Origin of the sequence: Citreimonas salinaria (assembly GCF_900107235.1) — a bacterium.
GTDB lineage: Bacteria > Pseudomonadota > Alphaproteobacteria > Rhodobacterales > Rhodobacteraceae > Citreimonas > Citreimonas salinaria.
In genome coordinates, this window is the sequence record NZ_FNPF01000027.1 from 1 (window position 1) to 24,967 (window position 24,967).

Sequence of the window (24,967 nt, forward strand, 5' to 3'; positions counted from 1 at the left end):
GGTCGGTCACGTGTGCGACCTGTTCAGTGATGAAGAATGCTACAACTTCTTCAAAGCAGCAGGATACAGAACCAATTAAACGCGATCCGCTCTAGCGCGGCAGCTTCAGCGCTTCGTCATAACAAAAGCCGCGCCCCTGAGGGACGCGGCTTCCGCGTTCGGGATCCGACAAACCGGATCAGGCGGCGCGCAGGCCCAAGACCTCGTCGACCTGGCGTGCGGCGGCGGATTCATCGCCGCCCGACACGGCCGCGACTTCGCGCGTCAGGCGTTCCAGCGCAGCCTCGTAAAGCTGGCGCTCGGAATAGCTCTGTTCGCGCTGGTCATCGGCGCGGTGCAGGTCGCGCACCACCTCGGCGATGGCGATCAGGTCGCCGGAGTTAATCTTCTGCTCGTATTCCTGCGCGCGGCGCGACCACATGGCCTTCTTGACCTTCGCCTTGCCCTTCAGCGTCTTCATCGCCTGGTCGACCACGTCCGGCGTCGACAGCGAGCGCATGCCCACCTCGGTCGCCTTGTGGGTCGGAACGCGAAGGGTCATCTTGTCCTTCTCGAAAGAAATCACGAACAGTTCGAGGCTGATTCCGGCGATCTCCTGCTCCTCGATCGACACGATCTGACCCACGCCGTGGGCCGGGTAGACGACGTAGTCGTTCGGGCGGAATTCGGATTTCTTGGCTTTGCTCATGTGAGACGCTTCCTTGCTCAGCGACGCGACACGCAGACACCGGCCGACACGAAATGCCGCGGGCACCTCTAAGAGTGTCCGCTTAAGGTCGTGCCGATCCGGCTCTTCATAAACTCAAGGTCGGGGGCCCTGAGTTGATGCGTTTGACGCCTTCATTGACACATTTATATCATATTCCGAGGCCTGAAGATAGCGGCACTGGAAGAGCCGAAATGGCCCTGACAAATCAAGGCCTTGCCGTCAACTCTGCAGGTCTGCGGCGCGCCTCGGACGACGCGGCCGCGAATCGCGTCAGCCGCCCTCGCCCGGCGCTTCGCTGAACAGAGTCTCGAGCTTGCCGGTCTCGCCGTCGCGTGCCTCGGCGTCCGGCAGCGGGTCCTTCTTGGTGATTATGACCGGCCATGCCTCTGAATACTTGCGATTGAACTCGACCCACTTCTCCATGTCCGGCTCGGTGTCGGGCCGGATCGCGTCGGCGGGGCATTCGGGTTCGCAGACGCCGCAATCGATGCATTCGTCCGGGTGGATCACCAGCATGTTCTCGCCCTCGTAGAAGCAGTCCACTGGGCAGACCTCGACGCAGTCGGTATACTTGCAGGCGATGCAATTGTCGGTGACGACATAGGTCATGGGGCGATCATCCGTCTGGGGTCCACACTCGGTTCAGACAGCTAATCCACCCCCCCGGATCATTCAAGCGCATCCGGGAACGTCTTTTCCATCATCCGCCGATCGCGTTTTGTCGGGCGCCCGCCGCGGTCGAAGCGGGGCACCGACGTCAGCGACGCCTCGCGCGGCTCGGGAGGGGCCATGTCGGTGTAAAGCGTGCGCGCCTCCGGCGCGGGGCCGCGGCGGACGCCCAGAGCCTCGACGCGAATGACCCGCATGTCGTGCGCTTGGGGGAAGGTCAGCACGTCGCCGGGTGAGACGCAGAAGGCGGGCTTGGCGACGGGCGTGCCGTTGACGCGGCACCGGCCGGTACCAACGGTCTTGGCGGCGAGGCTGCGGGTCTTGAAGAACCGCGCCTGCCATAACCACTTGTCGATGCGCAGCTTTCCCGCCGCTCCACCGGCCGTTTCGCCCGTCACGTCACCCGTCACCTCAGTCCTTGTCCTTCAGCCCCATCAGCGCCGCGGCGAAGGGGTTGTCCGGATCGATCCGGTCCTTCTTCTGCGGGCGGGACTCGAAGGTTTCGGGCTTGCGGTCGCCACCGCCGCGCGGGCCGCCTTTACCTTTGGGGCCACCCTTGGGTCCGCCCCTGCCCTTCGGCCCGCCCTTGCCGCGGAGCCGGTTGCCACCGCCGCCTTCGCCGCGCTCCTTGCCGCGGCCGCCGCGATTGCCGGCCCAGGTGAAGGTGTAGAACATCTCCGTTTCGGGACCGGCGAGCGTCTCGTCCGGCGCGGTGCCAGGCAGCAACTCTTCCGCGGGCGCGGCGGACACCGGGCTTTCCGGCATGTCGGTGTCGAATTCCGATGCGATCGGCGCCTCGCCCTCGTCCGGCAGCGGCCTGTCGGGTTCGGGCAGGTCGACTGCCTCGGGCTTCGGCTCGAGCGTGGGCGCGGCGCCCTCGCCTTCCTCGGCGGCCTTGTCCATTACCGGCGTGTCGTCGGCCGGTACGTCGACGCCGGGCGCTTCGTCGTTGGGGTCGCCGGTGACCTCGTCGGGTGCCGCGGCGTCCGGCGAGGCGCCCGCGGCGACCTCGGGATCGGTGCCACGCGCCATTACCTTGTCGACCGGCTTTTCCTTGACCCGCTCGCCCTTGTCGGCACGATAACCGAGACCCTCCATCAGGTCCGCGAACTGCTCGAGCGTCAGGCCCGTGATCGACAGCATGTCAGGGTTGGCCTCGAACCCGCCGCGGCTGTCCTCGTTGCGCAGCATATCGGCCAAGCGCTCCAGCATGTCGATGCGGATCGCGCGGGCGCCCGCCTTGCGGTAGCCCGCCAGCGTGAGATGCCGCGCGGGCGTGCCTTCGGGAGCGGGCACGGTAACCAGCCCCGGAGGCGGCGCCTCGGGAAATTCCTGAAGATCCTGCGCCAGGCTCCACAACACCAGCCGCAGCCGCGTCGGCGCCGGCTTCAGCAGCAGCGGCATGAAGATGGTAAACTGGCCGAAGCGCACGCCGTGCTTGCGCAGCGCGCCGCGCGAATCCTGGTCCAGCGTCTTGACGTCGTCGGCGACCTCGGCGCGCGGAACCACGCCCATGTTCTCGACCAGACGGAAGGCGAAGCCGCGCGGCAGCCCGGTCAGGGCCTCGTCATCGCGCATCTTGATCAACGGCTCGAACAGCGCGGCGATCTTGCGGTCGACGAAGTGCTGCAAGCGGCGCTCGACCTTGCCGGCGACGTCCGCGCCGGCTTCGTCGTCGACAAAGGCCACGACGCGCGGCTTGAGCGGGTCGTCGCCCTTGGCGAGTTTGCCCACCGCCTGCTCGCCCCACATCAACCCGCCCTGCTCGGTGAAGTCGAGCTCGGTGTCGGGCGCGTTGTAGAAGCGGTCCGCGCGCAGATGGAAATGGGGCACCAGCGCCTGGATCGACGCGGAGCGGATGGTCTTGGCCTCCTGCCCGCTGGCGTCCTTGTCCTGGCGGAACCGGAACCCTTCGAGTTTACCGACGAATTCGCCTTCGACGGTCACCTCACCCTTGTCATTCACTTCGGCCAACAGGGCCTCCTTCTGTTTCAACCGCCGCAATAGTACACTCGTGCGCCGATCAACAAAACGTTGAGTCAGACCCGCGTGCAGCGCGTCCGACAATCTGTCTTCCACCGCGCGGGACAGGCCCCGCCAGTGTTCTTCGTCCTGCACCCATCCACGACGCTGGGCGACGTAAGTCCAAGTGCGGATATAGGCGAGACGTTTCGAGAGTGTGTCAATGTCCCCATCCGTCCTGTCGATCCGGTTGATCTGTCTGGCTAGGAAATCGTCCGGTATCCGCCCGGTTTCGTGCAGGTGCTGGTATATAACGCCAAGCAGCCCCGCATGTTCCCCGGATGAAATTCCGCGGAAGTCCGGAATGCGACAGACGTCCCACAGCAGGCTGACCGCCGCGACGCCGCGCGCCCGCACGGCCACCTGCGTGTCGGCGGCTAGCGCCCTCAGGGCGCGCAGGTCGTCGGCCTCGCGCGCCTTGACGAGGCGTTCGTGGTCGGGTGCCTGTTCAAGGCTCTGGTCCAGCGCGTCGACCGACGCGAAGGACAGGTGCGGGTTTCGCCAGTTGAGCTTCTTCACCGGGGTGAAACTGTGGTTGCAGATCGCCTCGGCCCAGTCATCGGGGATCTGGCCGGCGTCGCCGGTGGTCCCGAAGGTGCCGTGGCTCATGCCCCTGCCCGCACGGCCGGCGATCTGGGCCAACTCGTTGGGCATCAGGGGGCGCATCCTGCGGCCGTCGAACTTCGACAGGCCTGAAAACGCCACGTGGTCGATGTCGAGGTTCAGCCCCATGCCGATCGCGTCCGTGGCGACCAGGAAATCGACTTCGCCGTTCTGGTACATCTCGACCTGGGCGTTGCGGGTGCGCGGGCTCAGCGCACCCATGACCACCGCGGCGCCGCCCTTCTGGCGCTTGATCAGCTCGGCGATGGCGTAAAGGTTGTCGACGGAAAAGCCGACGATGGCGCTGCGCGGCGCCAGCCGACCGATCTTCTTCGAGCCGGTATAGGTCAGCTGGCTCATCCGCTCGCGGTGCACGAACTCGACCCCCGGCACCAGCGCGCCGATCGGGCCGCGCATCGTCTCCGCGCCCATGAACAGAGTCTCGTGCGTGCCGCGCATCCGCAGCAGGCGGTCGGTGAAGACGTGGCCACGCTCCGGGTCGGCGCAAAGCTGGATCTCGTCCACGGCGGCGAAATCAGTGCCTATGCCTTCGGGCATCGCCTCGACGGTGCAGACCCAGTAGCGCGCGCGCTCGGGGACGATGCGCTCCTCGCCGGTGACCAACGCCACGACCGACGGGCCGCGCGCAGCGACGATACGGTCATAGACCTCGCGCGCCAGAAGCCGCAGCGGCAGGCCTATGATGCCCGTGCGGTACCCCAGCATCCGTTCGATCGCGTAATGGGTCTTGCCGGTATTGGTCGGGCCCAGGACGGCCGCGATCCGCGTATTCCGGGCCATCGGCCCTCCTCGACTGGCGTGCGCCTGTGATTACAGGGCGATGCCCCTGACCTGCATTTCGAGCCGCTCGAGCGCCTGCTGGACCTCGGCGTCGTGCGGCCGCAGTTCCAGTACCCGCTCATAGGCCCGGTACGCAAGGGCTGGCCTGTCGACCTGCTCGTGGATCGCGCCGACGCCCCGCAACGCACCGAAATGGCGCGGCTCTATCGCCAGCGCGCGTTCGAGCGCGTCCATCGCAGGGCCAAAGCGCTCGTCGCCGTAATAGGCCTGAGCAAGGCCCAGCCATCCTTCGGCGAAGTCCGGCGCATGGTCGGTCAGCGCGCCGAAATGTTCGGACGCGAGGTCGAATTCGCCCCGCTCGAGCGCGTCCTGGCCACGCCGCAGCAGCAGGTCCATCGTCGCGCTGCCCGACTTCGACCATTCCGTGATCACCTGACGCTCGAGCCGTTCCGCAGCCGTCTCCGACTCGGCCTGCGCCAGGCGTCGGAGCAGCGACTCCACGTCCGTGGCTTCGGTCTGTGCGGTCGCAGGCAGCGAAACCAGCAGCGCGGTCGAAAATGCCGCTACGGCAGATTTGAAATCTTTACGGGTCATCCTCATACAGTCGACATTAACAAGAGGGCGCGGGATTACCAGCATGCCCAAGGCAAGAGGACATCACTTATGAGCGATACGATCGACGCGGCCGTGGCCGCGCTGAACGACAAGATGGAAGGCACGGGCTTCGACGGCACTGCGCGGTTCGTCGTGGGCGACGAGGGCAGCTTCATCGTCGACGAATCCGGCGCCCACAAGGGCGAGGCCGACCCCGACGTCACCCTGACTGCCGACCCCGAGACGTTCCAGCAGATCTTCGACGGAGAGCTGAACCCGACCGCGGCCTTCATGTCGGGCAAGCTGACGATCGACGGCGACATGGGCGCCGCCATGCGACTGGCCCAGGTTCTCAGCTGATGCAACCGGCCACGGCGCCGTTCCACGCGTCCCTGGCCGGTTTCGACGGCGCGGCCGAGGCCCTCTGGCTGGAGGCGCAGGACGGCGTGCGGCTGCGCGCGGTGCTGTTCCGGCCAACCGTTGCGCGCAGTGGTTCGACGACCGGCGCGACGCCGGGAACGGTTCTCCTGTTCCCCGGACGCACCGAGTACGCCGAGAAATACGGTCATGTCGCGCAGGCGCTCTGCGCGCACGGCCACCACGTGCTGGCCATCGACTGGCGCGGTCAGGGCCTTGCGGACCGGCTGCTGCCTGACCCGCTGATCGGACACGTGGCCCACTTCTCCGATTACCAGCACGACGTCGCCGCCCTGCGCGACGCCGTGCGCACGCTCGGCCTGCCCGAACCGCTGCACATGCTCGCCCATTCCATGGGCGGCTGCATCGGGCTGCGCGCGGCCATGGACGGACTGGACATCGCGTCCTGCGCGTTCTCGGGGCCGATGTGGGGTATCCGGATCTCGGCGATGATGCGGCCCGCGGCCTGGGCCGTCGCCTGGGGGTCGCGCCGCGTCGGGCTGAGCCACCGGCTGGCCCCCGGTACCGGCGCCGCAAGCTACATCGCGGGCGCCGAGTTCGACGACAACACCCTGACGACCGACCGCGCGATGTGGGACTACATGCGCGCGCAGATCGATGCGGTGCCGGAATTCGGCCTCGCCGGCCCGTCGATGCACTGGCTGCACGAAGCGCTCGGCGAATGCCGCGCGCTGGCGCGACGCCCCTCGCCCGCCTTGCCCTGCATGACATGGGTCGGCGGCAACGAACGCATCGTCGACGTCCCGCGCATCCACGAACGCATGGCGCGCTGGCCCGGCGGGTCGCTGGAAACCGTGCCCGGCGCCGGCCACGAAGTGCTTATGACGGACGAAAACACGCGGACGCGGATCCTCGAAGCATGCGCCCGGCATTTCGCGGACTCGGCTCGCGGGCTGGCCGCATAGGGCCCCGCCTGCGGGCCCTTTTCCCCCGACCGCGTTCGCCTACATCCCAAGCATGGCGCAGCCCGTTCTCACCTTCACCGATCGCGGCATCTACTGCCCCGCGGGCGAGTTCTTCATCGACCCCTGGCGGCCGGTCGACCGCGCGCTGATCACCCATGGCCACGCCGACCACGCCCGGCCCGGGCATCGTCGCTACCTTGCAACCCACGCCGCCCTGCCGGTCATGCGCCACCGCCTGGGCGAGATCTCCGCCGAGGGCATCGGCTATGCCGAGCAGCGCCGTATCGGCGACGCCACCGTGTCCTTCCATCCGGCCGGGCACCTTCCCGGCTCGGCACAAGTACGGGTCGAGGTGGATGGCCAGGTCTGGGTCGTGTCGGGCGACTACAAGACAACGCCCGATGGCCTGTGCGAGCCGTTCGAGCCGGTGCGCTGCCACGCCTTCATCAGCGAATGCACCTTCGGACTGCCGGTCTTCGAATGGGCGCCGCAGGCGGTGATCGCGGACGAGATCAACGCCTGGTGGGCGGCAAACGCGGCGACCGGCCGAGCCTCGGTTCTGGGCGCCTATTCCCTGGGCAAGGCGCAGCGGGTGCTCAGCCTCGTCGACCCCGGGATCGCGCCGATCCTGACCCACGGCGCCGTCGAGGCGACCAACGCCGTGCTGCGCGACCAGGGCTACAGGTTGCCCGACACCGCTTACGTGACGCCCGAACTGAAGGCAAAGGACTATCCCGGCGCGCTGGTCATAGCACCTCCATCCGCGCTGGGAAGCCCGTGGATGCGGCGCTTTGCCGGCGCGTCGACGGCCTTTGCGTCGGGCTGGATGGCGCTGCGCGGCGTGCGACGCCGGCGCGCCGGCGACCGCGGCTTCGTGCTGTCGGACCACGCGGACTGGCCCGGCCTGCACCAGGCGATCCGCGAAACCGGCGCGGAAAGCATATACGTCACCCACGGTTACACCGACATCTTCGCGCGATGGTTGAACGATGCGGGCTGGCAGGCGCAGGTGGTCCCGACCGAGTTCGGCGGCACCGAGGACGAGGCCGACGCGCTGACCGAGCCCGAGGCCGCGTCGTGAAAGACTTTGCCGCACTGTTCACCGCGATCGACCAGACCACGCGCACCAGCGTCAAGGTGGCGGCGCTGGCCGATTTCTTCCGCACCGCGCGCGACCACGACAAGCTGTGGACGATCGCGCTGTTCTCGGGCCGGCGGCCCAAGCGCGCCGTCAACACCACGCAACTGCGCGAATGGGCGGCTGAACGCGCAGGCCTGCCGCTGTGGCTGGTCGAGGAATGCTATCCCATCGTCGGCGACCTGGCCGAAACCATCGCGCTGGTCCTGCCGCCGCCTTCGCGGCAGGACGACCTGCCGCTGACGCACTGGATCACCACGCTGCGCGCGTTGCACCGGGTCGATCTGGACGCGCGCCATGCGCGCATCCTTGATGCCTGGGACAGACTGGACGCGACCGAGCGCTTCCTGTTCAACAAGCTGATCACCGGCGGCTTCCGCATCGGCGTCTCGCGCAAGCTGATGACGCGTGCGCTGGCGCAGGCCACCGGCCAGGACGAGCCGGTGCTCGCACACAAGCTGATGGGCGGCTGGACACCCGAGACGACCAGCTACCACGCCCTGATCGAGGCGCCCGACGCCGAGGCCGACGACAGCCGGCCCTACCCGTTCTACCTCGCCTACCAACTTGACGATGCGCCGGAAGGCTTGGGGAAACCAGAGGATTGGCTGGCCGAATGGAAGTGGGACGGCATCCGCGGGCAAGTGCTGATTCGGGGGGGCGACCACCACGTCTGGTCGCGCGGCGAAGAGTTGATGACCGACCGCTTCCCCGAGTTCGCCCGCGCCAAGGATTTCCTGCCGACCGGCACCGTGATCGACGGCGAGATCGTCGCTTGGGACGAAGACGCCGACCAGCCCCTGCCGTTCAACGCGCTGCAGCAGCGCATTGGCCGCAAGACGGTGCCGAAGAAGCTGCTGCGCGAGGCGCCGGTGATCCTGCTGGCCTACGACCTGCTGGAACAGGATGGTCAGGACCTGCGCGACATCCCCTTGGGCGACCGCCGCGCCCGGCTGACGGCGTTGCTCGACGGTCTGCCGCCCGAGGCGCCGCTGCGCGCATCGGGTGCGATTTACTTCGAGACCTGGGACGCGTTGGCTCGCACCCGCGCAACTGCGCGCGACCTCCGGGCCGAGGGCGTCATGCTCAAGCGGCTCGACAGCCCGTACCTGTCGGGCCGCAAGAAGGGCGACTGGTGGAAGTGGAAGCTCGACCCGCTGGTGGTGGACGCCGTGATGATCTACGCGCAGCAGGGTTCGGGCCGGCGGGCGAACCTGTTCACCGACTTTACCTTTGCCCTCTGGCAGGACGACGAACTCGTCCCGTTCGCCAAGGCCTATTCCGGCCTCACCGATGCCGAGTTCAACGCCATCACCGCCTGGGTGCGCAAGAATACGCTGCAGCGCTTCGGGCCGGTGCGGCAGGTCCGGCCCGAGCACGTTTTCGAGATCGCCTTCGAAGGCATTCAGCCCAGCCCGCGCCACAAATCTGGCATCGCGCTCCGCTTTCCGCGCATGAGCCGCTGGCGTCACGACAAGACCGCGCGCGAAGCGAATTCGCTGGACGACCTCAAGGACTTGCTGAACGCTTTCGGCTGACGGACTGCCGGCGCGGCTCAGGAGGCGGCCGAGCGTTCGCTCCGTGCGCCGGATGTCGCGGTCGCATCCGGGCTTGCCCAGACGCCGCGCGGCGGACGCGCCTCGGGCCATACCGGATCGGCCAGTGCCTCGAAGACCGGCGCGGCGAACAGGTATCCCTGCATCAGATCCACGCCGAGGTCGGCCAAGACATCATATTCGCCCTGCGTCTGGATCCCTTCGCCGACCACGGTGGTTCCCATGTCCTGCAGCATGGCGACCATGTGGCGCAGCACCACGCGCCGCCGATCGCAGCGATCGCTGTCGCGGATCAGGTGCATGTCCAGCTTGACAACGTCGGGCACGAAATCAACCAGCAGCGCCATGCCTGCGTAGCCCGCGCCGAAATCATCGATTGCGGTCACGAAGCCCAGCGCCCGGTAGTGCTGTAGGATTCCCAGCAGGTGGGCGGGATTGATCCGCTCGGACTCGGTGAATTCGAACATGATCCGATCGAGCGGGAAGCCCGCCATCTCGGCCGCCTTCAGCGTCAGGCGGATGCAGGCGCGCGGATCGTAGACCGCGTTCGGCAGGAAGTTGATCGACAGCAGCGCGTCTTCGCGGGCTAGGTCGAGACGCGCGGCGAGGTCGATCGCGGTGGTGCGGCACTTTTGGTCGAAGGCATAGCGCGTCACGTCGTCGACCCGCTCGAAGACCGAGTCCGCGCCGGAGCCGTCGGCGCCGCGCACCAGCGCCTCGTATGCGTACACGCGCCTGTTCGAGACCGAGATGATCGGCTGAAATGCCATCGAGATCGGGTGCTGGAACACCTCTCCGTTGCGGCAGCCGTCGCATGGCGGCGGAAGATCGGTCATTCGGAGTACACCCCTGAACTGGTCTCGACCCCTCCCTTATTTCCGCCCGCGCTTAAGATTTGGTTTCGCCTCAAGGCGAACCGTCGCCGGTCGACCTGCGGCGGGCGTCGCGAGGTCCCTTGGTTGTCCCGCACCTGCAGGCAGTCTAAGTCAGACGGGCGTTTCAACCGACGAGGTTCTTCGATGTTTCAGCTTCCCCTTCCCGTCCACGATGCCGATGCCGCCGCCGGGGGCCGCGATCTGGGCAACCTGCCGGAATGGGATCTGAGCGATCTCTACGCCGCCCCGGACGCGCCTGAACTCAAACGCGATCTCGACTGGCTGGAGCAGGCCTGCGCCAGCTTCGCCCAGGATTACGAGGGCAAGCTGGCCTCGCTGGACGCGGCGGGATTCCTGGAGGTGATCCGCCGTCACGAGCGCATCGAGGGAATCGCCGGGCGGATCATGTCCTTCGCGGGCCTGCGCTATTACCAGCAGACGACCGATTCCGAGCGGGCGAAGTTCCTGTCCGACATCCAAGAGAAGATCACAGTCTACACGACGCCGCTGGTTTTCTTCACGCTGGAACTGAACCGCATCGACGACGCCACGATCGAGGGATGGCTTTCGGCCGACACGGATCTTGCCCGCTACCGCCCGGCGCTGCGCCGCATCCGGGCGATGAAGCCCTACCAGCTGTCCGACGAGCTGGAGAAGTTCCTGCACGATCTCGGCGTGGTCGGCGACGCGTGGGAGCGGCTGTTCGACGAGACGATCGCCGGCCTGACGTTCGAGGTCGACGGCGAGGAACTGGGGATCGAGGGCACGCTGAACTACCTCACCGATCCCGACCGCGACAAGCGCGAGGCGGCGGCGCGGGAGCTGGCGCGGGTGTTCTCGGAGAGGGTGCGCACCTTCGCGCGCGTGCATAACACGCAGGCCAAGGAAAAGCAGATCATGGACCGCTGGCGCGGCATGCCCAGCGCGCAGGCCGCCCGGCACCTGTCGAACGACGTCGAGGCCGAAGTGGTGCAGGCGCTGCGCGACGCGGTCGTGGCCGCATACCCGCGCCTGTCGCACCGCTACTACGCGCTCAAGCAGAAGTGGCTGGGGCTGGACCGGATGCAGATCTGGGACCGCAACGCGCCGCTGCCGATGGACACGCCGCGCACCGTGACGTGGCCCGAGGCGCGCGAGACCGTGATGAACGCCTACGCCGAATTCGATCCCCGCATGGCCGATATCGCGACGCCGTTCTTCGACAAGGGCTGGATCGACGCCGCGGTGAAGCCGGGCAAGGCGCCGGGCGCCTTCGCGCATCCAACGGTGACCGACGTGCATCCCTACGTGATGCTGAACTACCTGGGCAAACCGCGCGACGTGATGACCCTGGCGCACGAGCTGGGCCACGGCGTGCACCAGGTGCTGGCCGCCGGGCAGGGCGAGATGCTGGCCTCGACCCCGCTGACCCTGGCTGAGACGGCGAGCGTGTTCGGCGAGATGCTGACCTTCCAGCGGATGCTGGACCACGCGAAGGACGATGCCGAGCGCAAGGTGCTGCTGGCGGGCAAGGTCGAGGACATGATCAACACCGTCGTGCGGCAGATCGCGTTCTACGATTTCGAGTGCAAGCTGCACGAGGCGCGCCGCGGGGGCGAGCTGACCCCGGACGACATCAACGCGCTGTGGATGTCGGTGCAGGCCGAAAGCCTCGGGCCCGCGTTCGACTACATGGAGGGCTACGAGACCTTCTGGGCCTACATCCCGCACTTCGTGCACTCGCCCTTCTACGTCTATGCCTATGCCTTCGGCGACGGGCTGGTGAACGCGCTCTACGCCGCCTACCGCGACGCGCCCGAGGGGTTCCAGGACAAGTATTTCGACATGCTCAAGGCGGGCGGGTCGAAGCACCACACCGAGCTTCTGGCGCCATTCGGGCTGGACGCGACGGACCCGAAGTTCTGGGACAAGGGGCTGTCGATGATCGAGGGCTTCATCGATGAGCTCGAGGCGATGGAGACCTGATCCGAAGGAGCGCGGCCCGGGGGCCGTGCGCCGATCACTCGGCCCGGCGCGACGCGCGCCGGGCCTCGGGCTGGCGCCGGGCCGCGAATGGCCGGCCGCACCGCGACGGAAATTGGATGTCCCACGGTGGGACACCATAACGGCCACGCGTTTTCAATGACTTGCAGAGACGTCTTCACGTTTCGGTAACACTTCGCCCCTCCGGAGACCGGGATCCCGCGGTCTGCCTGGGGCGGCAGCGCCGCCTTTCCGCAGGTGACGGACGCAGGCACTGCGCCCAGTGTCACTTCAGCTGGCTGTCCTTCGAGCCGCGCCGGTTGATCCCGCCGCGCTGCGCCTGAACGCCCTGACGCTCGGCGGCGCAATCGACGCAGAGCTTCACGCATGGGATCGCCGCGCGCCGTGCTTCGGGGATGGGTTCCTCGCAATCGGCGCAATGGGTCAGGCTTTCGCCCGACGGGCCGCGCCGGGCGCGCATGCGCTCGAGTTCCTCGGCGATGCTTGCCTCGATCTGTTCGCTTACCGCGCCATCGCGGCTCCAGCCTCCGGCCATGGCGAACTCCCCTGCAGTGGCACCGGTCTGAACATAGGGGCTGGCCCGGGCCTTTGCACGTCCTGGCGAAAGTGCGTGATCCCGTGGTCGACGCGAACTTCGGCGACGACCTGCCGGACGGTGGTCGCCGCTTCGACAGCGCGATGTTCAGGGCGCGACTACCCGCGCCGTTCGCTATTGCTCGACCGCATCGAGTTCGGCGCAGGCGATGGGTATCGTGACCGCGGCCGGAACGCCCTCGAGCGTCTGGACGCTGTCGGGAAGCTCAGTCCCCTCGGGCGCGCCGTGGATGAAGACGACGCGCTGCGACAGCGCAAGAGGCGTGTCGAACGCGGCCTCGACCTCGTCCTGGAGCGCGGCCAGTTCCACCGTCTGCTCGTAGGTCATCCGGCCGCCCTCTCCCGCAATGGGATAATTCCGCGACTCGATCTGCAGGCCGGCGGGGGCGTCGGTGAAGGGGATCATCGTCACGCCCGCCTGCTCGCGCGTCTCGATCAAGTCGACATAGCCGTCGCCATTGGTGTCCGCCGCGGCGTCCGGACAGGCGGATGCTTCGGGATCGGCGCTGGCGAAGCCGTGGATATGGGCGAGATGCATCCCCGGCGGGGCGCCCTCGACATCGAGCCGGAGGACGACGTCGCCGTCCCCGGGCGTCGCCGAGACGCTGCCGGTGAAGGTTTCGCCGACGGTGTTGACGGGCTGGAAGGTGCCGCTGACAGCGTCGACGGCATCGCCTTGTGCGGCGGCCAGCGTCGCGATCCCGCAAAGGCATGTTGCTTGGAGCAAGGCGCGCATGAGCTTTTCCCTCGTTGTCGGTGGAACGATCGGGAAACCAACGGCGGCGCTCTGCGGAATGTTCCGGGTCGCCGTCAGTGGCCTGCAGTGACGCGGCGGATCGGGTTGCGCGCCCGGATCGGTTTGTTGCACGGATCGGGTGGTGACCGCCCTGCCCCGTTCGCTCCACGTGCGTGTCCCGAGGCGTCAGTGACGGCGGATGCCGAGCGCCGTGCACCCGTTCGGCACGGAGATCCGATCCCGGCGTTCCGCCACCTGTGATCCACCGGGACGGATGGCGCGGTGGATGTCGGAGCGGGCGGCGGATGACGCCGCCGCCCGCTGCCGGTCAGGCGGCGCGATAATTCGGCGCGGTGCTCAGGAAACGCCCATAGGCATCCGCGTCGGGGTAGCCGAACATTTCCGCCACCGGGTTGGAGCGCTTCCATTGCCGGGCGCCCATGTCGCGCATCAGCTCGTCGAAGTGGCGGAAATGGAACGGCGCCGAGCAGAGCCCGCCATAGACGCGCGCGGCCGGCCGCTCCTTGCGGCGCCATGCCAGATTGGCCTCGATGTCGCGTTCCATCTCTGCCCGGTCCGGTTGGTTCGCGAGCTGTCCGTCCATGTAGCGCACGAGCCAGTTGGCGATCAGTTCGGCCGAGAGCGTGGTGCAGAAGCTGGAATTGAAGCCCACGAAGCCCATGTCGGGCAGGTCCGGGTTCACCGAAAGACGGTAGATCCGGTATTGCCCGTCCGCCTCGATCAGCTTCCTGCGGTACGCTTCCGGCAGGTAGGGCACGCCCAGCTTCCAGCCCACGGCCAGCACGGCGATGTCGCAGGGAACGGTCTCGCCCGTCGTCAGACGCACGCCGTCCTTCTCGTAGGACTCGATGGTGCCGATCACCGGCCGGATCTTTCCCGCGTTCAGATGCTCGAAGAAGCCCGGCGTCACGATCGGCAGGGAACACGAGGCCTCCTTCTCGATCGGGGTCTTCGGCACCATGTTGTGCTTCTTCAGGCCCAGCTGCAGCTTGATCAGCGTCTCGAGCCCGCGGAAATTGGCCCAGACGAGCGGCCGGGTCACGGCGGCGAGCGCCCTGGCCGCGGCGCCGCGGCCCCAGCCGTTGAACTGCATCTCCTGCGCGCGCATGTAGAGCAGCCGCTTGAAGTTGATGCCGCCGACGAAATACGGGATGCGCCAGACGTTCTCGCGGTAGACGAGCGTGACCGACCGGGCGCCGTTCCTTGCCGCGTTCACCGCGATGTCGGTGCCGGACTTCGAGGCGCCGAGCACCACGACATCCTTACCTTCGGCGATCGAGGGGTCGGTGTATTCCGACGAGTGCATGACCCGCCCGCCCTGCGCCACGAACGCCTCCTGCCCGGGATGGGTGAGGACGTTCTTCTCGGAAAACTGGCCGGTGCAGATCGCAACGAAGTCGAAATCCTCGTCCCATTCATGGCTGCCGGCCCGCAGCCTAAGCGTCCAGCCCGGCGCGCCGTCGGCCCGCCGGTCCATCGACATGACCTCGGTGTTGAGGCGGAAGAGCCGGCCGAGACGGAACTTGTCGGCGTAGGCGTGCAGGTAGGCGTGCACCTGCGGGCCCTTGGGCCATTCGGGATACTCGGCGGGCATCGCCATGTCGGTGTAGCGGTACAGGTCCTTGGGCGACTGGGTCTGCACGTCCGGATAGGAGCGCGACAGCTCCCACACGCCGCCGAAATCGTGACTGCGCTCGAACCCGCACACCCGATGGCCCTTGGCATCGAAGGCCTTGGCGGCGGCAAGGCCGCTGACCCCGCCGCCGATGACCGCCACTTTCTTGCGCTTTACCATCCTGTGCTCCTCCCGGTCAGGCCGCGTCCGGCGGCGGCAGGAAGTCGACTTCGTGTTCGGCCGATATCCGCACGAGTTCCTCGGGCTCGGTCACGCCGTCGAGTTTCGTGAAGAGATCGAAGAGCTTGCGCGATGGTGCCACGCCGAAGACGCAGGTGGCTTCGGCGCCCGAGCGGTTGAAGATGCCGTGGGCGATGCCCATCGGCATGCGGATCGTGTCGCCGGGGCCGGCCTTGTGCACGTCGTCGCCGAATTCGACCTCGAGCCTGCCGTCCAGCATCACGATCCACTCGTCCTGGGTGGGATGGATGTGCGGAGGCACGAAGGTCCCGTCGGGGATGCGGGCGTGCCAGATGAAGGCGTTGGGGCTGAGAAGCTTGGGCGTGTAGATGTGGCCGACCACGTTCCAGCTCTTGCCTTCGAGACCGTCGGCGGCCGGGGTTACTCCCTGTTGCATGGTTCCTCCTCCTGATGGCGCGGCGGGCTGCCGGCGCTTGCAGGCACGATCGCACCGATGTCCGCCGGGCGTTATCCAGATTGCGAATCCATCTGCATCGTTTCAAGCTTGAAGTATTCGGGGCCGTCGATAGACTGGCGCGTCATGATGCAAGGGCAATCCGGGCCCGCGGAATTCCTTCAGGCCCATCCCATCCTTCGGACCGAAAGCCTTTCCGAGGCACGCGAGGTCGTCGGCCGCGCCTTCTGCGACCATCGCCTGAACCTGCGTCGGCGTGGCGCCAAGCTCGCGGCGCGGCACAACCATGTCGGCGGCCGGCATGTCTCGCTCAACGCGCTGGGATACGGCACGGAGGTGGAGATCGATCCCGGCCAACTCGGACATTTCTACCTGCTTCAGATCCCGCTTTCGGGTGGCGCGTGCGTTTCGCACCGCGGAGAGGAGGTCGTGGCTTCGCCGCGCCTGGCGACCATCCTCAGCCCCGATCGCGAGACGCGCATGGTCTGGTCGGAGGACTGCCGCAAGCTTCTGCTGCAGATCGACCGGCAGCATCTGGAGCGTGTGGCCGAAGAGCTTCTGGGCAGCCCGCTGCCGGGACCGGTGCGCTTCGATCCGGCGGTCGACCTCGAGACTCCGCAGGGGCGCGCGTTGCGCAACCGGGTGCTGGCCGTGGTGCGCGCGGTGGACGGGGGCGAGCTTTGGGCCGGCCCGCAGGGCCTGCGCGAGAGCCGCGCCGAACGCGACGTCGTGGCCAGCCTGCTCACGCTTCACGGCAGCAACATCTCGCACGCGTTCTGGCGCAGTGAACGTCCCATGCTTCCGCGCGACCTGCGCCGGGCGGTCGCGTTCATCCACGCGCATTTTGCCGATCCGCTGCGGCTCGACACGATCGCGGCGCATTGCGGCCTGTCGCCGCGCGCGCTGCAGATCGGTTTTCGCAAGGCGTTCGACCTTACGCCGATGGAATATCTGCGGCAGGTGCGGCTCGATTCCGCGCATTACAGGCTGAGCCGCCGCCGCGATCCCGAAGGGGTGGGTGACGTGGCGCATGCCTGCGGCTTCTCGCATCTGGGCCGCTTCGCACGGGACTACCGGGCGCGGTTCGGCGACAGTCCCGTCCGACGACGCCGGCGGGCGCAAGAGAGCTGAGGGCTACGAGGCTGACGCCCCGACGATCGCCGGAATGTGATCCGGGCTCCGCACGGAGAGCATTCCGGCTGACCCGGTCCGGCGACCATCGCCCATGTTCCGTTTGATCCAGGTCATCGCCGCGCGTGCGCCGCCGGCGATAGCAAGAGACCGACATCCAGAAAAGGGAATCGGCTGAATGAAACTCGTTGCCGGAGTTCTTGTGGCGCTGTGTCTTGGCCTGGTGGCCCTGGCGACTCTTCTGCTCCTTGACCGGCGGGCCGATCGCGCGGAATGGCACAGGCTCGCAGCCCTGCAGCCCGCCACGCCCGCGCGTTTCGCGCCGGAGATGGTCGCCGACCTGCCCGAGCCTGCACGAAGGTATTTCACCTACATGATCGAGCCGGGGACGCCGCTATTGCCGGTCGTCGAAATCGACATGACCGGCCAGTTCAGCCTCGGGACCAGGGACGACCCGCGCTACCAGCCGATGGAGGCACGGCAGATCCTGGCCACACCCGAGGGGTTCGTCTGGTCGATGCGCACGAGCGGTGGCATGCCGATCTCGGGTTCCGATTCGGGGAAATGGACCCGGTTCCGCATATTCGGCCTGATCCCGGTGGCGCAAACGGGCGGGGATCCCGACCATGCCCGCTCGGCCTTCGGGCGCTACGCGGCCGAGGCCGCGATTTGGGCGCCCGCCGCGCTGCTGCCCGGGCCGGGCGTCGCGTGGTCGGCCGTCGACCGGGACACGGCGCGCGTGAGCGTCCGCCACGGCGATCTTGCCCAGGCGGTGGACGTGACCGTCGACGATGCGGGCAGACCCGTCGTGGTGGAGTTCCAGCGCTGGAGCAATGCCAATCCCGACAAGGAACACCGGCTGCAGCCCTTCGGTGCCGTCATGTCGGACTTCCGGGAGGTCGGCGGCTATCGCCTGCCGTTCCGGGTCGAGGCGGGCAACATGTTCGGCACCGACGCGTACCACCCCTTCTTCCTCGCGGACGTCACCGGGATACGCTTTCCGGGGGCGCGGCCATGACCCTGATGATCCTGGCCGTGCTGGTGGCGCTGCCGCTGGTCCTGATCGCATGGCTGGCGTTCCTGCCCGCCGGCAGCCTTTCCGGCTTCTTCGGTGCCGAGTTGCGTGCGCCGTGCGAAGGAGCGGTGGTCGCGGCCGAAGGAGACATGGCGGATTTCGAGGTGCCGAACGAGGACACGGTCAACCGTCTCGGCAACCACGTGATCCTGCGCTGCGGCGAGGCAGACGGGCGAGCCGCTGGCGCTGCGCATCGACGCCGGTTCCTCGTGCGTGGCGACCGGCTGAAGGGGGTCTCTGACGGGTGAGGATGCCGCGCTACAGGGTCGAGGCCGGGATCGGCGGGACCGGATGCGACCGATCGCGCGTTCGACGATGATCCGGGGTACCGATCGCCCGCAGCTGCGCGCCTCGTCCGGCGGTCTCCGCCGCGATGTTCGCGGCAAAGTCCCTCACCGCCTCCACGAAACGCGCGGTGTCGGTCAGGAACGGCGCGTGACCCGAGGGGTCGAACACCACCAGCCGCTTGCCCAGCGGGGCGTCGACCCCGCCGATCCATTCCCGCACCAAAGGCACCGGCGTGTTCATGTCCTGCGCGCCGGAGAGGAGCAGCATCGGCACGGGCATGCGCGGCACCTCGGCGATCAGGTCGCGCTGAAGGTACGCGGGCCACATCGCGCCGCTGCCGCGATTTGCCCCGTCGAGCCAGCGCGGATAATCCGGCAGGCGGTATTCCGGCGCGGCCAGCGCCCGAGGCAGCAGCGACAGGAGCGCGACGTTCATCCCGCCGCCATGCGCCTCGATCTCCTGCATGAGACGGACGTAGAGTTCGTGATCGCGGAACGCCGCAGGCTCCATGGCGGCGAGGTCGGACTCCGGAGCGGCGTCGCGCAGCCAGTCCAGCGCCAGCGACACCGCGCGCATCGTGTTCACCTGCTGCCCGACGCCGATGTATGCGGCGTACTCCTCCGGCCAGCGCGCCACGAGCCGCGCGCCCAGCATCGTGCCCCAGGAATGGCCGAGCACGATCAGCGGCTGCTCTCCGACCCGCGCCCGCAGCAGGGCCGTCACCTCGCGCGCGTCGGACAGGAACCGCTCGAACGTCATGGTCGCGGGATCGAAGCCGGGCGGGTTCGACTTGCCCGCGCCGCGCTGCTCCCAGTGGACGACAACGAAATCGCGCTCCAGCGCCGCGGTGACCGAGTGGATCGGCATCTGCGCCGCGCCCGGCCCGCCGTGCAGCCACAGCAGGATCGGGGCCTTGCGGTCGGCCCCGCGGATCAGCACCCACTGGGTCATCCCGCCGATCCGGGCCGGCACCAGCTCGGCGATCGGATCGGGACCCTCGACAGCGGCGGTCCGGGCCGGCAGGGTCTTCCAGATCACTCCGCCCGTCAGCAGTGCCAGCACGAGCAGGCTCGCCAGGCGCAACGCCCTCATCGCCCACGCCTAGGCACAAGCGGCAGCGCGGCCTCTGCCGCGGCGCCCGGACCCCGGACCGGACGGGGCATTGTGGCGAGCGCAGCCACGATACCCGGCCTCACTGCTCTGCAATCCGCAGGATCAGCTTGCCCCGCGCCTCGCCGGCCTCGATCATTTCATGGGCGCGGCGCACGTCATCCAGCGGCAGCACCTCGGCGACCACCGGGTCGATCCTGCGCTCCGCCAGCAACTCGAAGAGTTGGGAAAGATCCTCGCGGAACCAGTCGGGATGTTTCCGCCGCATCGCCCCGATCGAATAGAAGGCGGTGGAAGGCCGGTTGGGCAACCAGTTCCAGAGGGTCAGCTTCACGAAATCCATCGGGATCGAGCCGCCACGGCCCAGCACCGCGTTGTGAAAGCCGAAAGCGACGAGCATGCCGCCCGGCTTCAGCGCATGGAGCGAACGAGACAGGCTCTCGCCGCCCAGCGGGTCGAAGACGACATCGACGCCGCCGCCCGAAACCGATCGCAGCGTCGCCTCGTCGGCGTCGGCGGCGACGGGCGTCGCGCCGAGGCTGCGGATCAGGTCGTGCTTCGCGGCAACATCGGTGCCGAAGGCGGTGATGCCGGCGTAGCGCGCCAGTTGCAGCATCGCCGTGCCCACGGCGCCGCCGGCGCCGTGGATCAGGATGCTCTGCCCCGCCTGCGCCTTCGCCACGCGGTGGAGCATCTGGTAGGGTGTGACCGCCGAAAGGATCATGCCGAGCGCATCGACATCCGACACGGTGTCGGGCACGGGCGTCAGCCTGTCCTCGGGCAGGCAGATGTATTCGGCATAGGCGCCGGTGGTCGTCAGGTCGGCCACGCGGTCGCCCCTGACGAAGCGCTTCGCCTTCGGCCCGGTGGCGTCCACCACACCGACGAGATCGTAACCGGGCGTGAAGGGCGGCTTCTCCTTCAGGTCCGGATACCTGCCCTTGCGGATCATGACGTCGGTGAAGGCCGCGCTGGTCACGAGGATGCGGATGCGCACCTCCGTGCCTTCAGGCTCCGGCAGGGTTTCCTCGGTCTCCAGTTTCAGGTTCTCCGACCCGCCGAACTCGGTCAGGACGATCCTTTTCCATGCCATGGTCGCGTCTCCGTCGAGGTTTCTCTTGTCGTCTATACCGCGTTTCACCCGGCCTCGGCGCGCACGAAGGCAACAATCTCCTGTGCCACGTCCGCGTCGCGCCCGAGCCAGATGTGCCCGCCTTCGGGCCAGACAATCAGCCGCGCGCGCGGGATACGCTCGGCAAGCAGACGCGCCGTGGCCGCCGTGCCGAACAGGTCGTCCTCGCAGGACAGGATCAGCGTGGGCACCGCGATGTCCTGGTACGCGGTGGACGAAGGCGCGCCCGCCCATCGTGCGTCGGTCCGCAACCCGTCCGCCTTGCGGCTGATCGGCATCAATCCGTCGAGGATCAACGCGGCGCGCCGCCGCTCGTCCGGCGCCACCTGCGAGAGCAGCGCGGGATCGGTGGCGAGCAGCGTGCGGATCATCTGGCGCGGCGCCAGCGTGGAAAGCGACCAGAAGGCCGCGTCCGAGCCGAGTACCAGATCGACGGCGACTCGCTGTAGCGCCGTGAATTCCACCGGGTCGCGACCCGTCAGATTGGCGGCCGGGACCAGCAGGACGAGGTGCGAACATCGGTCCGGATGCCGAAGCGCGAATTCGGCCGCGGTGAGGGCGCCCGCCGAGCCGCCCGCGACCGCCAGCCTGTCGATCCCGAGATGATCGAGCAGCTCGACCAGGATATCGGCCTGGTGGGCGGGCGAGGCGTCGTCGGGAAAGGCGCTCCGGAGGTAGCCGAAGCGCGAGGGCGCGACGATCCGGAAGCCGCGATCACGCAGCCGGTACGCGAAGAGCAGGCCCTGGTCGAAGCCGCCGCCGGTGCCGTGGATCATCATCAGCGGCGGCCCGTCACCGGCCACGGCGTATTCCAGCGGGCCGGCGCCGGTTTCGATGACGCTGCTGCGACGGGCGATGCGCGCATCCGCCGCCGCGACCGCGCTGCGGTAGGCGCCGGTCGCGTGGCCGCCGCCCGCCAGCACCAGGCCGCCGACCATCAGGAGAAGGGCGCGCCGGGCGATCATCCCCCCTGCCCTGTCGCGCCCGCCAGCGCGACCTCGCGCGCCGATATGACATCCCAGTCGTTTGCTGGAAGGAGGGCCCGCATGACGCCTACTCCGCTGCTTGCAGCGCGGGGGTTGATGCCGGGATGACGTCGGTCACGGCGCCTTGCCGGGTGAACATCGTGTCGCGGTTCCACCAGACCACGACCACCGCCACGGCTGCCAGAATCCACGTGTCCCACGGCTGTGCATCCGGCCAGAACGGGTTGATGAGCTGCCAGTGGAACAGCATCGGCCACAGCAGGCTGCCACGCGTGCGGTTGAGGATCGGCGTCACGAGCACGGCGAGCGCCACGTTGCCGACGAAGAAGGGCAGGAAGTTCCAGTCGGCGAAGACCGTGCGCGCGAGGAAGAACGCCGGCAGATGCCAGAGCCCCCAGATCGCGCCGATCAGGAGGCCGGCCCAGATCGGCGCCATGTGGCGCTGCAGAAGCGGCTGCAGAACGCCGCGCCAGCCGAATTCCTCGATCGGGCCAAGAAAAAGCATCATGAACAGGATGGCGACCATCGGCGCGACCCCCTCCGGGGGAAGCGGCGCCAACACGGGTCCGCCCTTGATCAGCGAGCCTGCGACGAAGGCGAGCGGCAGACCGATCAGGATCAGGGCCACCCACCCCGCCGGTGCTCGCCAGAGCAGGAGCCGCGACAGGAAACGCCGGAGGCCGGCGACGCCGGCATGGGCCAGGACAAGCACGAAGGCGGAAATGCCCGGCGCCCAGGTCGCGAGGAAGAACAGCGGGTGCGATCCGCTGATCTTTCCGAGCCATGCCGAGGCTAAATCTGGGGCGAGCACGTAGACCCCGATCACGCTCCAAGTGATCAGGAAGGTGAGCGCCAGGAAGGACGCTATGGCCCCGGAAGGCATCGCGGTTCGCCCGCGTGTCGAGCCGAAGGAATTCATGAAGGTTGCCGTGATCAAATGACGTAACAGGCTCTCCCTTAGCAGACACGGGGACCGGCGACCGTGATGTGAATCAATGCAGCGATGGTGCCGGTGCTTTGGGCGACGACGCCGCGGCGGCACGCTTGCGGGAGCGGATCGGGCAGCCGGCAATCACCCGTTGGTCGGCCGTCTTGCGCGCGCCAGCTGGTTTGCCGGCGAATGTGCCTGGCCTCACGACGGTCTGCGGGCTTCACCAAGACCAGAAAAACGCTGTTGCCTGCGTTCTCGGAACTCTCGACACCCGCGACGTGTTTTTGCGATGTGCGAAGGGGCCGGCAGGCCCTGTGGGGCTGCCTTTACGCGACCTGCGAGTGTAAGAATTGCTCGCCAGGGTCGCTTGCCGCCCCGACACGCGCACGAACCACAACCACGCAGGGGCCGCCGATGCCGCATGATCACGCGGGCCATGCCCATCTCGACCCGGCACGCGGCGACAGGCGTGTTTCCATCGCCATCTGGGCGAACGCTTTGCTGACTGCCGCGCAGATCGTCGGCGGCATCCTGTCGGGCAGCCTCGCCCTGATCGCGGACGCGCTGCACAATTTCTCGGACATGGCCTCGCTGGTGATCGCCTTCGTCGCGCGCAAGATCGCGCGGCGCCCCGCGGACGAGCGCATGACCTTCGGCTACGGCCGGATCGAGATCGTGGCGGCGCTCATCAACTACACGACCCTGATCCTCGTGGGGGTCTACCTGATCTACGAAGGCGCCATGCGTTTCATCGAGCCGACCGAGGTCGCGGGCTGGACCGTCGTGATCCTCGGCGGCGTGGCGCTGGCGGTGGACGGCCTGACGGCGGGGCTGACCTGGTCGATGCAGAAAGGCAGCGTGAACATCCGTGCGCTCTTCCTGCACAACCTGTCCGACGCGCTGGCCTCGGTTGCGGTGATCGTCGGCGGAGCGCTCATCATCCTCTACGAGGCGACCTGGGTCGATCCGGCGATCACGATCTGCATCGCGCTCTACATCCTCTACCTCGCCCTGACCGAGATCGGCGGCCCGATGCGCACGCTCATGCTGGGCAGCCCACCGGACATGGATTGCACGGCCGTCATCGATGCCATGCGCCGCGTCGACGGGGTGGCGGACGTCCATCACGTGCATGTCTGGCAGATGCAGGAGCACGAGGCGGCACTCGATTGTCACGTGGTCCTCGACGAGGACGGCTGGCAGAGGATCGAAGCGACCAAGGCGGCGCTCAAGGACGCGCTGAGCGGTTTCGGCATCACCCATTCCAGCCTCGAGTTCGAGGATATCCACCACGCCCACCAGCAGGCCCGGCTCTTCGGGCACGGCGACACGAACAAGAAGGAGGGAGTCGATGTTCAGGGAAACGCTGGAAGACCATGACGACGTCATCGGAATAGCCTGCGAGGGCAAGCTGACCGAGGACGACATGAAGCGCATCCACGCGCTCTTGCACGAAACGCTGGCAGCGGCCGGCCAGCCGGGCATGGTCATCGACCTGACCGGCTTCGACGGCTTCGAGAGCCCCTCCGCGCTTCGCGAAGACGTGCGGATGGAGACCGCGCACCGCAACGACTTCTCCCGCATCGCTGTCATCGGCGATAGGAAATGGATCGAATGGGGCACGTCGCTCGCCAAGGCCCTGACCCGGTCCGAGATGCAGTGGTTCGAACCCCACGACCGGAACCAGGCGACCGACTGGGCGGGCGGCGGCTGACGAGACGACCGCGTCTTCGGCGGCTCGGCGCTGGCATTGCACCACGGATGCCGTTCCGCGCCGCCGGCTTCTGCACAATTTGCCGTCATCCTCGGCCCGGGCGCCGGTGCCGGCCGCGCTTGCCGGTCCGCGCCACGGCCTCGGTGAAGGCGATTAGGAGCCGTGCTGACGCATATGCTGCCGACGTTTTGGTCGTTCTTGGCGACCTTCAGGACAAGGGCTTTACGACCCTGCAGTCGCAGGCGGATGAACTGAACCGCGGTGGTATCGAGACGGCATGCGTCTCGCGTGTAGAACTTCAGGAATCGGATCGGACGAGCGCAAGCCGCCTAGACGCCCTGACGGGCGCACCCACCCACCACGCCGACACAGCACCCCAAAGGTGATGGCGGAGGGAAGGCGATACGAAAAAACTTTGCTCAGCGGGCAGGTTCAAATTCCGACCACCTGCCACGTTTCTCCAAGAATTGCTTCCGATACGATTGCTTTCTCTCACCCTCGCCGGGCGCGTTGACGGTTCTGCGCGGCCGCGGATCCTTTGCGCAGAGCGCCTCAAGACACTGAATTGCCTCTCTTTTTCTTTCACGCCTTGGCTTTGTTGCGCAAAGGCGAGGTGAGGGATTCATCTTGTGAATCCAGCGTGGTAGCTGGCCTGCATGAGCAGACCAATCCCGCCGAGCTACAAG

The 24,967-nt window shown here is 67.6% G+C and carries 24 protein-coding genes; 10 read left to right on the plus strand and 14 right to left on the minus strand.

The window, feature by feature from the left end; genetic code table 11:
• Positions 1-178: 178 nt before the first annotated feature.
• The 5 genes from BLW27_RS19225 to BLW27_RS19245 form a co-directional block, all read right to left on the minus strand.
• Positions 179-688, minus strand: a complete 510-nt coding sequence (locus BLW27_RS19225; RefSeq protein ID WP_089886171.1) for a CarD family transcriptional regulator — start codon at positions 686-688, stop codon at positions 179-181.
• Positions 689-979: 291 nt separating this feature from the next.
• Positions 980-1,318, minus strand: a complete 339-nt coding sequence (gene fdxA / locus BLW27_RS19230) for a ferredoxin FdxA (RefSeq protein ID WP_089886172.1) — start codon at positions 1,316-1,318, stop codon at positions 980-982.
• 59 nt (positions 1,319-1,377) lie between these two features.
• The gene (locus tag BLW27_RS19235) at positions 1,378-1,776 is read right to left on the minus strand and encodes an RNA-binding S4 domain-containing protein (RefSeq protein ID WP_089886208.1); all 399 of its coding nucleotides are present in this window, start codon (positions 1,774-1,776) and stop codon (positions 1,378-1,380) included.
• Between the two features lie 13 nt (positions 1,777-1,789).
• On the minus strand, positions 1,790-4,804 hold the full coding sequence (locus BLW27_RS19240; protein WP_089886174.1) for a helicase-related protein: 3,015 nt from the start codon (positions 4,802-4,804) through the stop codon (positions 1,790-1,792).
• Positions 4,805-4,834: 30 nt separating this feature from the next.
• Positions 4,835-5,305 carry a tetratricopeptide repeat protein gene (locus tag BLW27_RS19245; protein ID WP_245710958.1) on the minus strand — a complete coding sequence of 157 codons (471 nt, stop codon included), beginning with the start codon at positions 5,303-5,305 and terminating at the stop codon, positions 4,835-4,837.
• A gap of 162 nt (positions 5,306-5,467) precedes the next feature.
• On the opposite strand from BLW27_RS19245, the gene BLW27_RS19250 reads away from it, so the two are divergent.
• Genes BLW27_RS19250 through BLW27_RS19265 form a run of 4 tightly spaced genes read left to right on the plus strand, consistent with a single transcriptional unit; the run spans position 5,468 to position 9,417 of the window.
• On the plus strand, positions 5,468-5,758 hold the full coding sequence (locus BLW27_RS19250; protein WP_089886178.1) for an SCP2 sterol-binding domain-containing protein: 291 nt from the start codon (positions 5,468-5,470) through the stop codon (positions 5,756-5,758).
• Complete coding sequence (locus tag BLW27_RS19255; RefSeq protein WP_089886180.1) at positions 5,758-6,741, plus strand: alpha/beta fold hydrolase; 984 nt, start codon at positions 5,758-5,760, stop codon at positions 6,739-6,741. The genes BLW27_RS19250 and BLW27_RS19255 overlap by 1 nt, the downstream gene beginning before the upstream one ends.
• A 52-nt stretch (positions 6,742-6,793) precedes the next feature.
• Positions 6,794-7,822, plus strand: a complete 1,029-nt coding sequence (locus tag BLW27_RS19260; protein WP_089886182.1) for a ligase-associated DNA damage response exonuclease — start codon at positions 6,794-6,796, stop codon at positions 7,820-7,822.
• Positions 7,819-9,417, plus strand: a complete 1,599-nt coding sequence (locus BLW27_RS19265) for an ATP-dependent DNA ligase (RefSeq protein ID WP_089886184.1) — start codon at positions 7,819-7,821, stop codon at positions 9,415-9,417. Before BLW27_RS19260 ends, BLW27_RS19265 begins: the two co-directional genes overlap by 4 nt.
• 17 nt (positions 9,418-9,434) lie before the next feature.
• Here the strand turns inward: BLW27_RS19265 and BLW27_RS19270 are convergent, their stop codons facing one another.
• A complete protein-coding gene (locus tag BLW27_RS19270) occupies positions 9,435-10,271 on the minus strand; it encodes an EAL domain-containing protein (RefSeq protein WP_089886186.1) in 837 nt (278 codons plus the stop codon).
• 183 nt (positions 10,272-10,454) lie between these two features.
• Here BLW27_RS19270 and BLW27_RS19275 point away from each other — a divergent pair, with 183 nt between their 5' ends.
• Positions 10,455-12,275, plus strand: coding sequence for a M3 family oligoendopeptidase (locus BLW27_RS19275; protein ID WP_089886187.1), 1,821 nt, complete (start codon positions 10,455-10,457; stop codon positions 12,273-12,275).
• A 283-nt stretch (positions 12,276-12,558) separates the two neighbouring features.
• On the opposite strand, the gene BLW27_RS19280 is transcribed toward BLW27_RS19275, so the two are convergent.
• The 4 genes from BLW27_RS19280 to BLW27_RS19295 all read right to left on the minus strand — a co-directional run bounded on the left by BLW27_RS19280 (position 12,559) and on the right by BLW27_RS19295 (position 15,896).
• Complete coding sequence (locus BLW27_RS19280) at positions 12,559-12,828, minus strand: DksA/TraR family C4-type zinc finger protein (RefSeq protein WP_089886189.1); 270 nt, start codon at positions 12,826-12,828, stop codon at positions 12,559-12,561.
• A gap of 174 nt (positions 12,829-13,002) precedes the next feature.
• Positions 13,003-13,623, minus strand: coding sequence for a hypothetical protein (locus tag BLW27_RS19285; protein ID WP_089886191.1), 621 nt, complete (start codon positions 13,621-13,623; stop codon positions 13,003-13,005).
• Between the two features lie 328 nt (positions 13,624-13,951).
• Positions 13,952-15,439, minus strand: a complete 1,488-nt coding sequence (locus BLW27_RS19290) for a flavin-containing monooxygenase (protein WP_089886193.1) — start codon at positions 15,437-15,439, stop codon at positions 13,952-13,954.
• Between the two features lie 16 nt (positions 15,440-15,455).
• The gene (locus BLW27_RS19295) at positions 15,456-15,896 is read right to left on the minus strand and encodes a cupin domain-containing protein (RefSeq protein WP_089886195.1); all 441 of its coding nucleotides are present in this window, start codon (positions 15,894-15,896) and stop codon (positions 15,456-15,458) included.
• A 144-nt stretch (positions 15,897-16,040) separates the two neighbouring features.
• On the opposite strand from BLW27_RS19295, the gene BLW27_RS19300 reads away from it, so the two are divergent.
• From BLW27_RS19300 to BLW27_RS19310, 3 genes are all read left to right on the plus strand, one after another.
• Positions 16,041-17,045, plus strand: a complete 1,005-nt coding sequence (locus BLW27_RS19300; protein WP_089886210.1) for an AraC family transcriptional regulator — start codon at positions 16,041-16,043, stop codon at positions 17,043-17,045.
• Between the two features lie 178 nt (positions 17,046-17,223).
• The gene (locus BLW27_RS19305; RefSeq protein ID WP_089886196.1) at positions 17,224-18,063 is read left to right on the plus strand and encodes a DUF6544 family protein; all 840 of its coding nucleotides are present in this window, start codon (positions 17,224-17,226) and stop codon (positions 18,061-18,063) included.
• The gene (locus tag BLW27_RS19310; protein ID WP_089886198.1) at positions 18,060-18,368 is read left to right on the plus strand and encodes a hypothetical protein; all 309 of its coding nucleotides are present in this window, start codon (positions 18,060-18,062) and stop codon (positions 18,366-18,368) included. The genes BLW27_RS19305 and BLW27_RS19310 overlap by 4 nt, the downstream gene beginning before the upstream one ends.
• Positions 18,369-18,378: 10 nt before the next feature.
• On the opposite strand, the gene BLW27_RS19315 is transcribed toward BLW27_RS19310, so the two are convergent.
• The 4 genes from BLW27_RS19315 to BLW27_RS19330 all read right to left on the minus strand — a co-directional run bounded on the left by BLW27_RS19315 (position 18,379) and on the right by BLW27_RS19330 (position 22,519).
• On the minus strand, positions 18,379-19,500 hold the full coding sequence (locus tag BLW27_RS19315) for an alpha/beta fold hydrolase (protein WP_089886200.1): 1,122 nt from the start codon (positions 19,498-19,500) through the stop codon (positions 18,379-18,381).
• Positions 19,501-19,600: 100 nt separating this feature from the next.
• Positions 19,601-20,611: a medium chain dehydrogenase/reductase family protein gene (locus tag BLW27_RS19320; RefSeq protein ID WP_089886201.1), complete on the minus strand. Its 1,011-nt coding sequence runs from the start codon at positions 20,609-20,611 to the stop codon at positions 19,601-19,603.
• Between the two features lie 44 nt (positions 20,612-20,655).
• On the minus strand, positions 20,656-21,615 hold the full coding sequence (locus tag BLW27_RS19325; protein ID WP_089886203.1) for an alpha/beta fold hydrolase: 960 nt from the start codon (positions 21,613-21,615) through the stop codon (positions 20,656-20,658).
• A gap of 88 nt (positions 21,616-21,703) precedes the next feature.
• The gene (locus BLW27_RS19330; protein ID WP_218141173.1) at positions 21,704-22,519 is read right to left on the minus strand and encodes a CPBP family intramembrane glutamic endopeptidase; all 816 of its coding nucleotides are present in this window, start codon (positions 22,517-22,519) and stop codon (positions 21,704-21,706) included.
• Between the two features lie 462 nt (positions 22,520-22,981).
• Between BLW27_RS19330 and BLW27_RS19335 the strand changes: the two genes are divergently transcribed.
• Positions 22,982-23,947 (plus strand): cation diffusion facilitator family transporter, encoded by a 966-nt coding sequence (locus BLW27_RS19335; protein WP_089886205.1) that lies wholly within the window; start codon positions 22,982-22,984, stop codon positions 23,945-23,947.
• Positions 23,919-24,281: a SpoIIAA family protein gene (locus tag BLW27_RS19340; RefSeq protein WP_089886207.1), complete on the plus strand. Its 363-nt coding sequence runs from the start codon at positions 23,919-23,921 to the stop codon at positions 24,279-24,281. Before BLW27_RS19335 ends, BLW27_RS19340 begins: the two co-directional genes overlap by 29 nt.
• The last annotated feature ends 686 nt before the right edge of the window (positions 24,282-24,967 follow it).

What these genes read in the sequence shown, in the direction of transcription:
- BLW27_RS19225 (WP_089886171.1), bottom strand. Translation starts at nt 688, where the DNA reads ATGAGCAAAGCCAAGAAATCCGAATTCCGCCCGAACGACTACGTCGTC.
- fdxA (WP_089886172.1), bottom strand. Translation starts at nt 1,318, where the DNA reads ATGACCTATGTCGTCACCGACAATTGCATCGCCTGCAAGTATACCGAC.
- BLW27_RS19240 (WP_089886174.1), bottom strand. Translation starts at nt 4,804, where the DNA reads ATGGCCCGGAATACGCGGATCGCGGCCGTCCTGGGCCCGACCAATACC.
- BLW27_RS19250 (WP_089886178.1), top strand. Translation starts at nt 5,468, where the DNA reads ATGAGCGATACGATCGACGCGGCCGTGGCCGCGCTGAACGACAAGATG.
- BLW27_RS19255 (WP_089886180.1), top strand. Translation starts at nt 5,758, where the DNA reads ATGCAACCGGCCACGGCGCCGTTCCACGCGTCCCTGGCCGGTTTCGAC.
- BLW27_RS19260 (WP_089886182.1), top strand. Translation starts at nt 6,794, where the DNA reads ATGGCGCAGCCCGTTCTCACCTTCACCGATCGCGGCATCTACTGCCCC.
- BLW27_RS19270 (WP_089886186.1), bottom strand. Translation starts at nt 10,271, where the DNA reads ATGACCGATCTTCCGCCGCCATGCGACGGCTGCCGCAACGGAGAGGTG.
- BLW27_RS19275 (WP_089886187.1), top strand. Translation starts at nt 10,455, where the DNA reads ATGTTTCAGCTTCCCCTTCCCGTCCACGATGCCGATGCCGCCGCCGGG.
- BLW27_RS19280 (WP_089886189.1), bottom strand. Translation starts at nt 12,828, where the DNA reads ATGGCCGGAGGCTGGAGCCGCGATGGCGCGGTAAGCGAACAGATCGAG.
- BLW27_RS19285 (WP_089886191.1), bottom strand. Translation starts at nt 13,623, where the DNA reads ATGCGCGCCTTGCTCCAAGCAACATGCCTTTGCGGGATCGCGACGCTG.
- BLW27_RS19290 (WP_089886193.1), bottom strand. Translation starts at nt 15,439, where the DNA reads ATGGTAAAGCGCAAGAAAGTGGCGGTCATCGGCGGCGGGGTCAGCGGC.
- BLW27_RS19295 (WP_089886195.1), bottom strand. Translation starts at nt 15,896, where the DNA reads ATGCAACAGGGAGTAACCCCGGCCGCCGACGGTCTCGAAGGCAAGAGC.
- BLW27_RS19300 (WP_089886210.1), top strand. Translation starts at nt 16,041, where the DNA reads ATGATGCAAGGGCAATCCGGGCCCGCGGAATTCCTTCAGGCCCATCCC.
- BLW27_RS19305 (WP_089886196.1), top strand. Translation starts at nt 17,224, where the DNA reads ATGAAACTCGTTGCCGGAGTTCTTGTGGCGCTGTGTCTTGGCCTGGTG.
- BLW27_RS19310 (WP_089886198.1), top strand. Translation starts at nt 18,060, where the DNA reads ATGACCCTGATGATCCTGGCCGTGCTGGTGGCGCTGCCGCTGGTCCTG.
- BLW27_RS19315 (WP_089886200.1), bottom strand. Translation starts at nt 19,500, where the DNA reads ATGAGGGCGTTGCGCCTGGCGAGCCTGCTCGTGCTGGCACTGCTGACG.
- BLW27_RS19320 (WP_089886201.1), bottom strand. Translation starts at nt 20,611, where the DNA reads ATGGCATGGAAAAGGATCGTCCTGACCGAGTTCGGCGGGTCGGAGAAC.
- BLW27_RS19325 (WP_089886203.1), bottom strand. Translation starts at nt 21,615, where the DNA reads ATGATCGCCCGGCGCGCCCTTCTCCTGATGGTCGGCGGCCTGGTGCTG.
- BLW27_RS19330 (WP_218141173.1), bottom strand. Translation starts at nt 22,519, where the DNA reads ATGCCTTCCGGGGCCATAGCGTCCTTCCTGGCGCTCACCTTCCTGATC.
- BLW27_RS19335 (WP_089886205.1), top strand. Translation starts at nt 22,982, where the DNA reads ATGCCGCATGATCACGCGGGCCATGCCCATCTCGACCCGGCACGCGGC.
- BLW27_RS19340 (WP_089886207.1), top strand. Translation starts at nt 23,919, where the DNA reads ATGTTCAGGGAAACGCTGGAAGACCATGACGACGTCATCGGAATAGCC.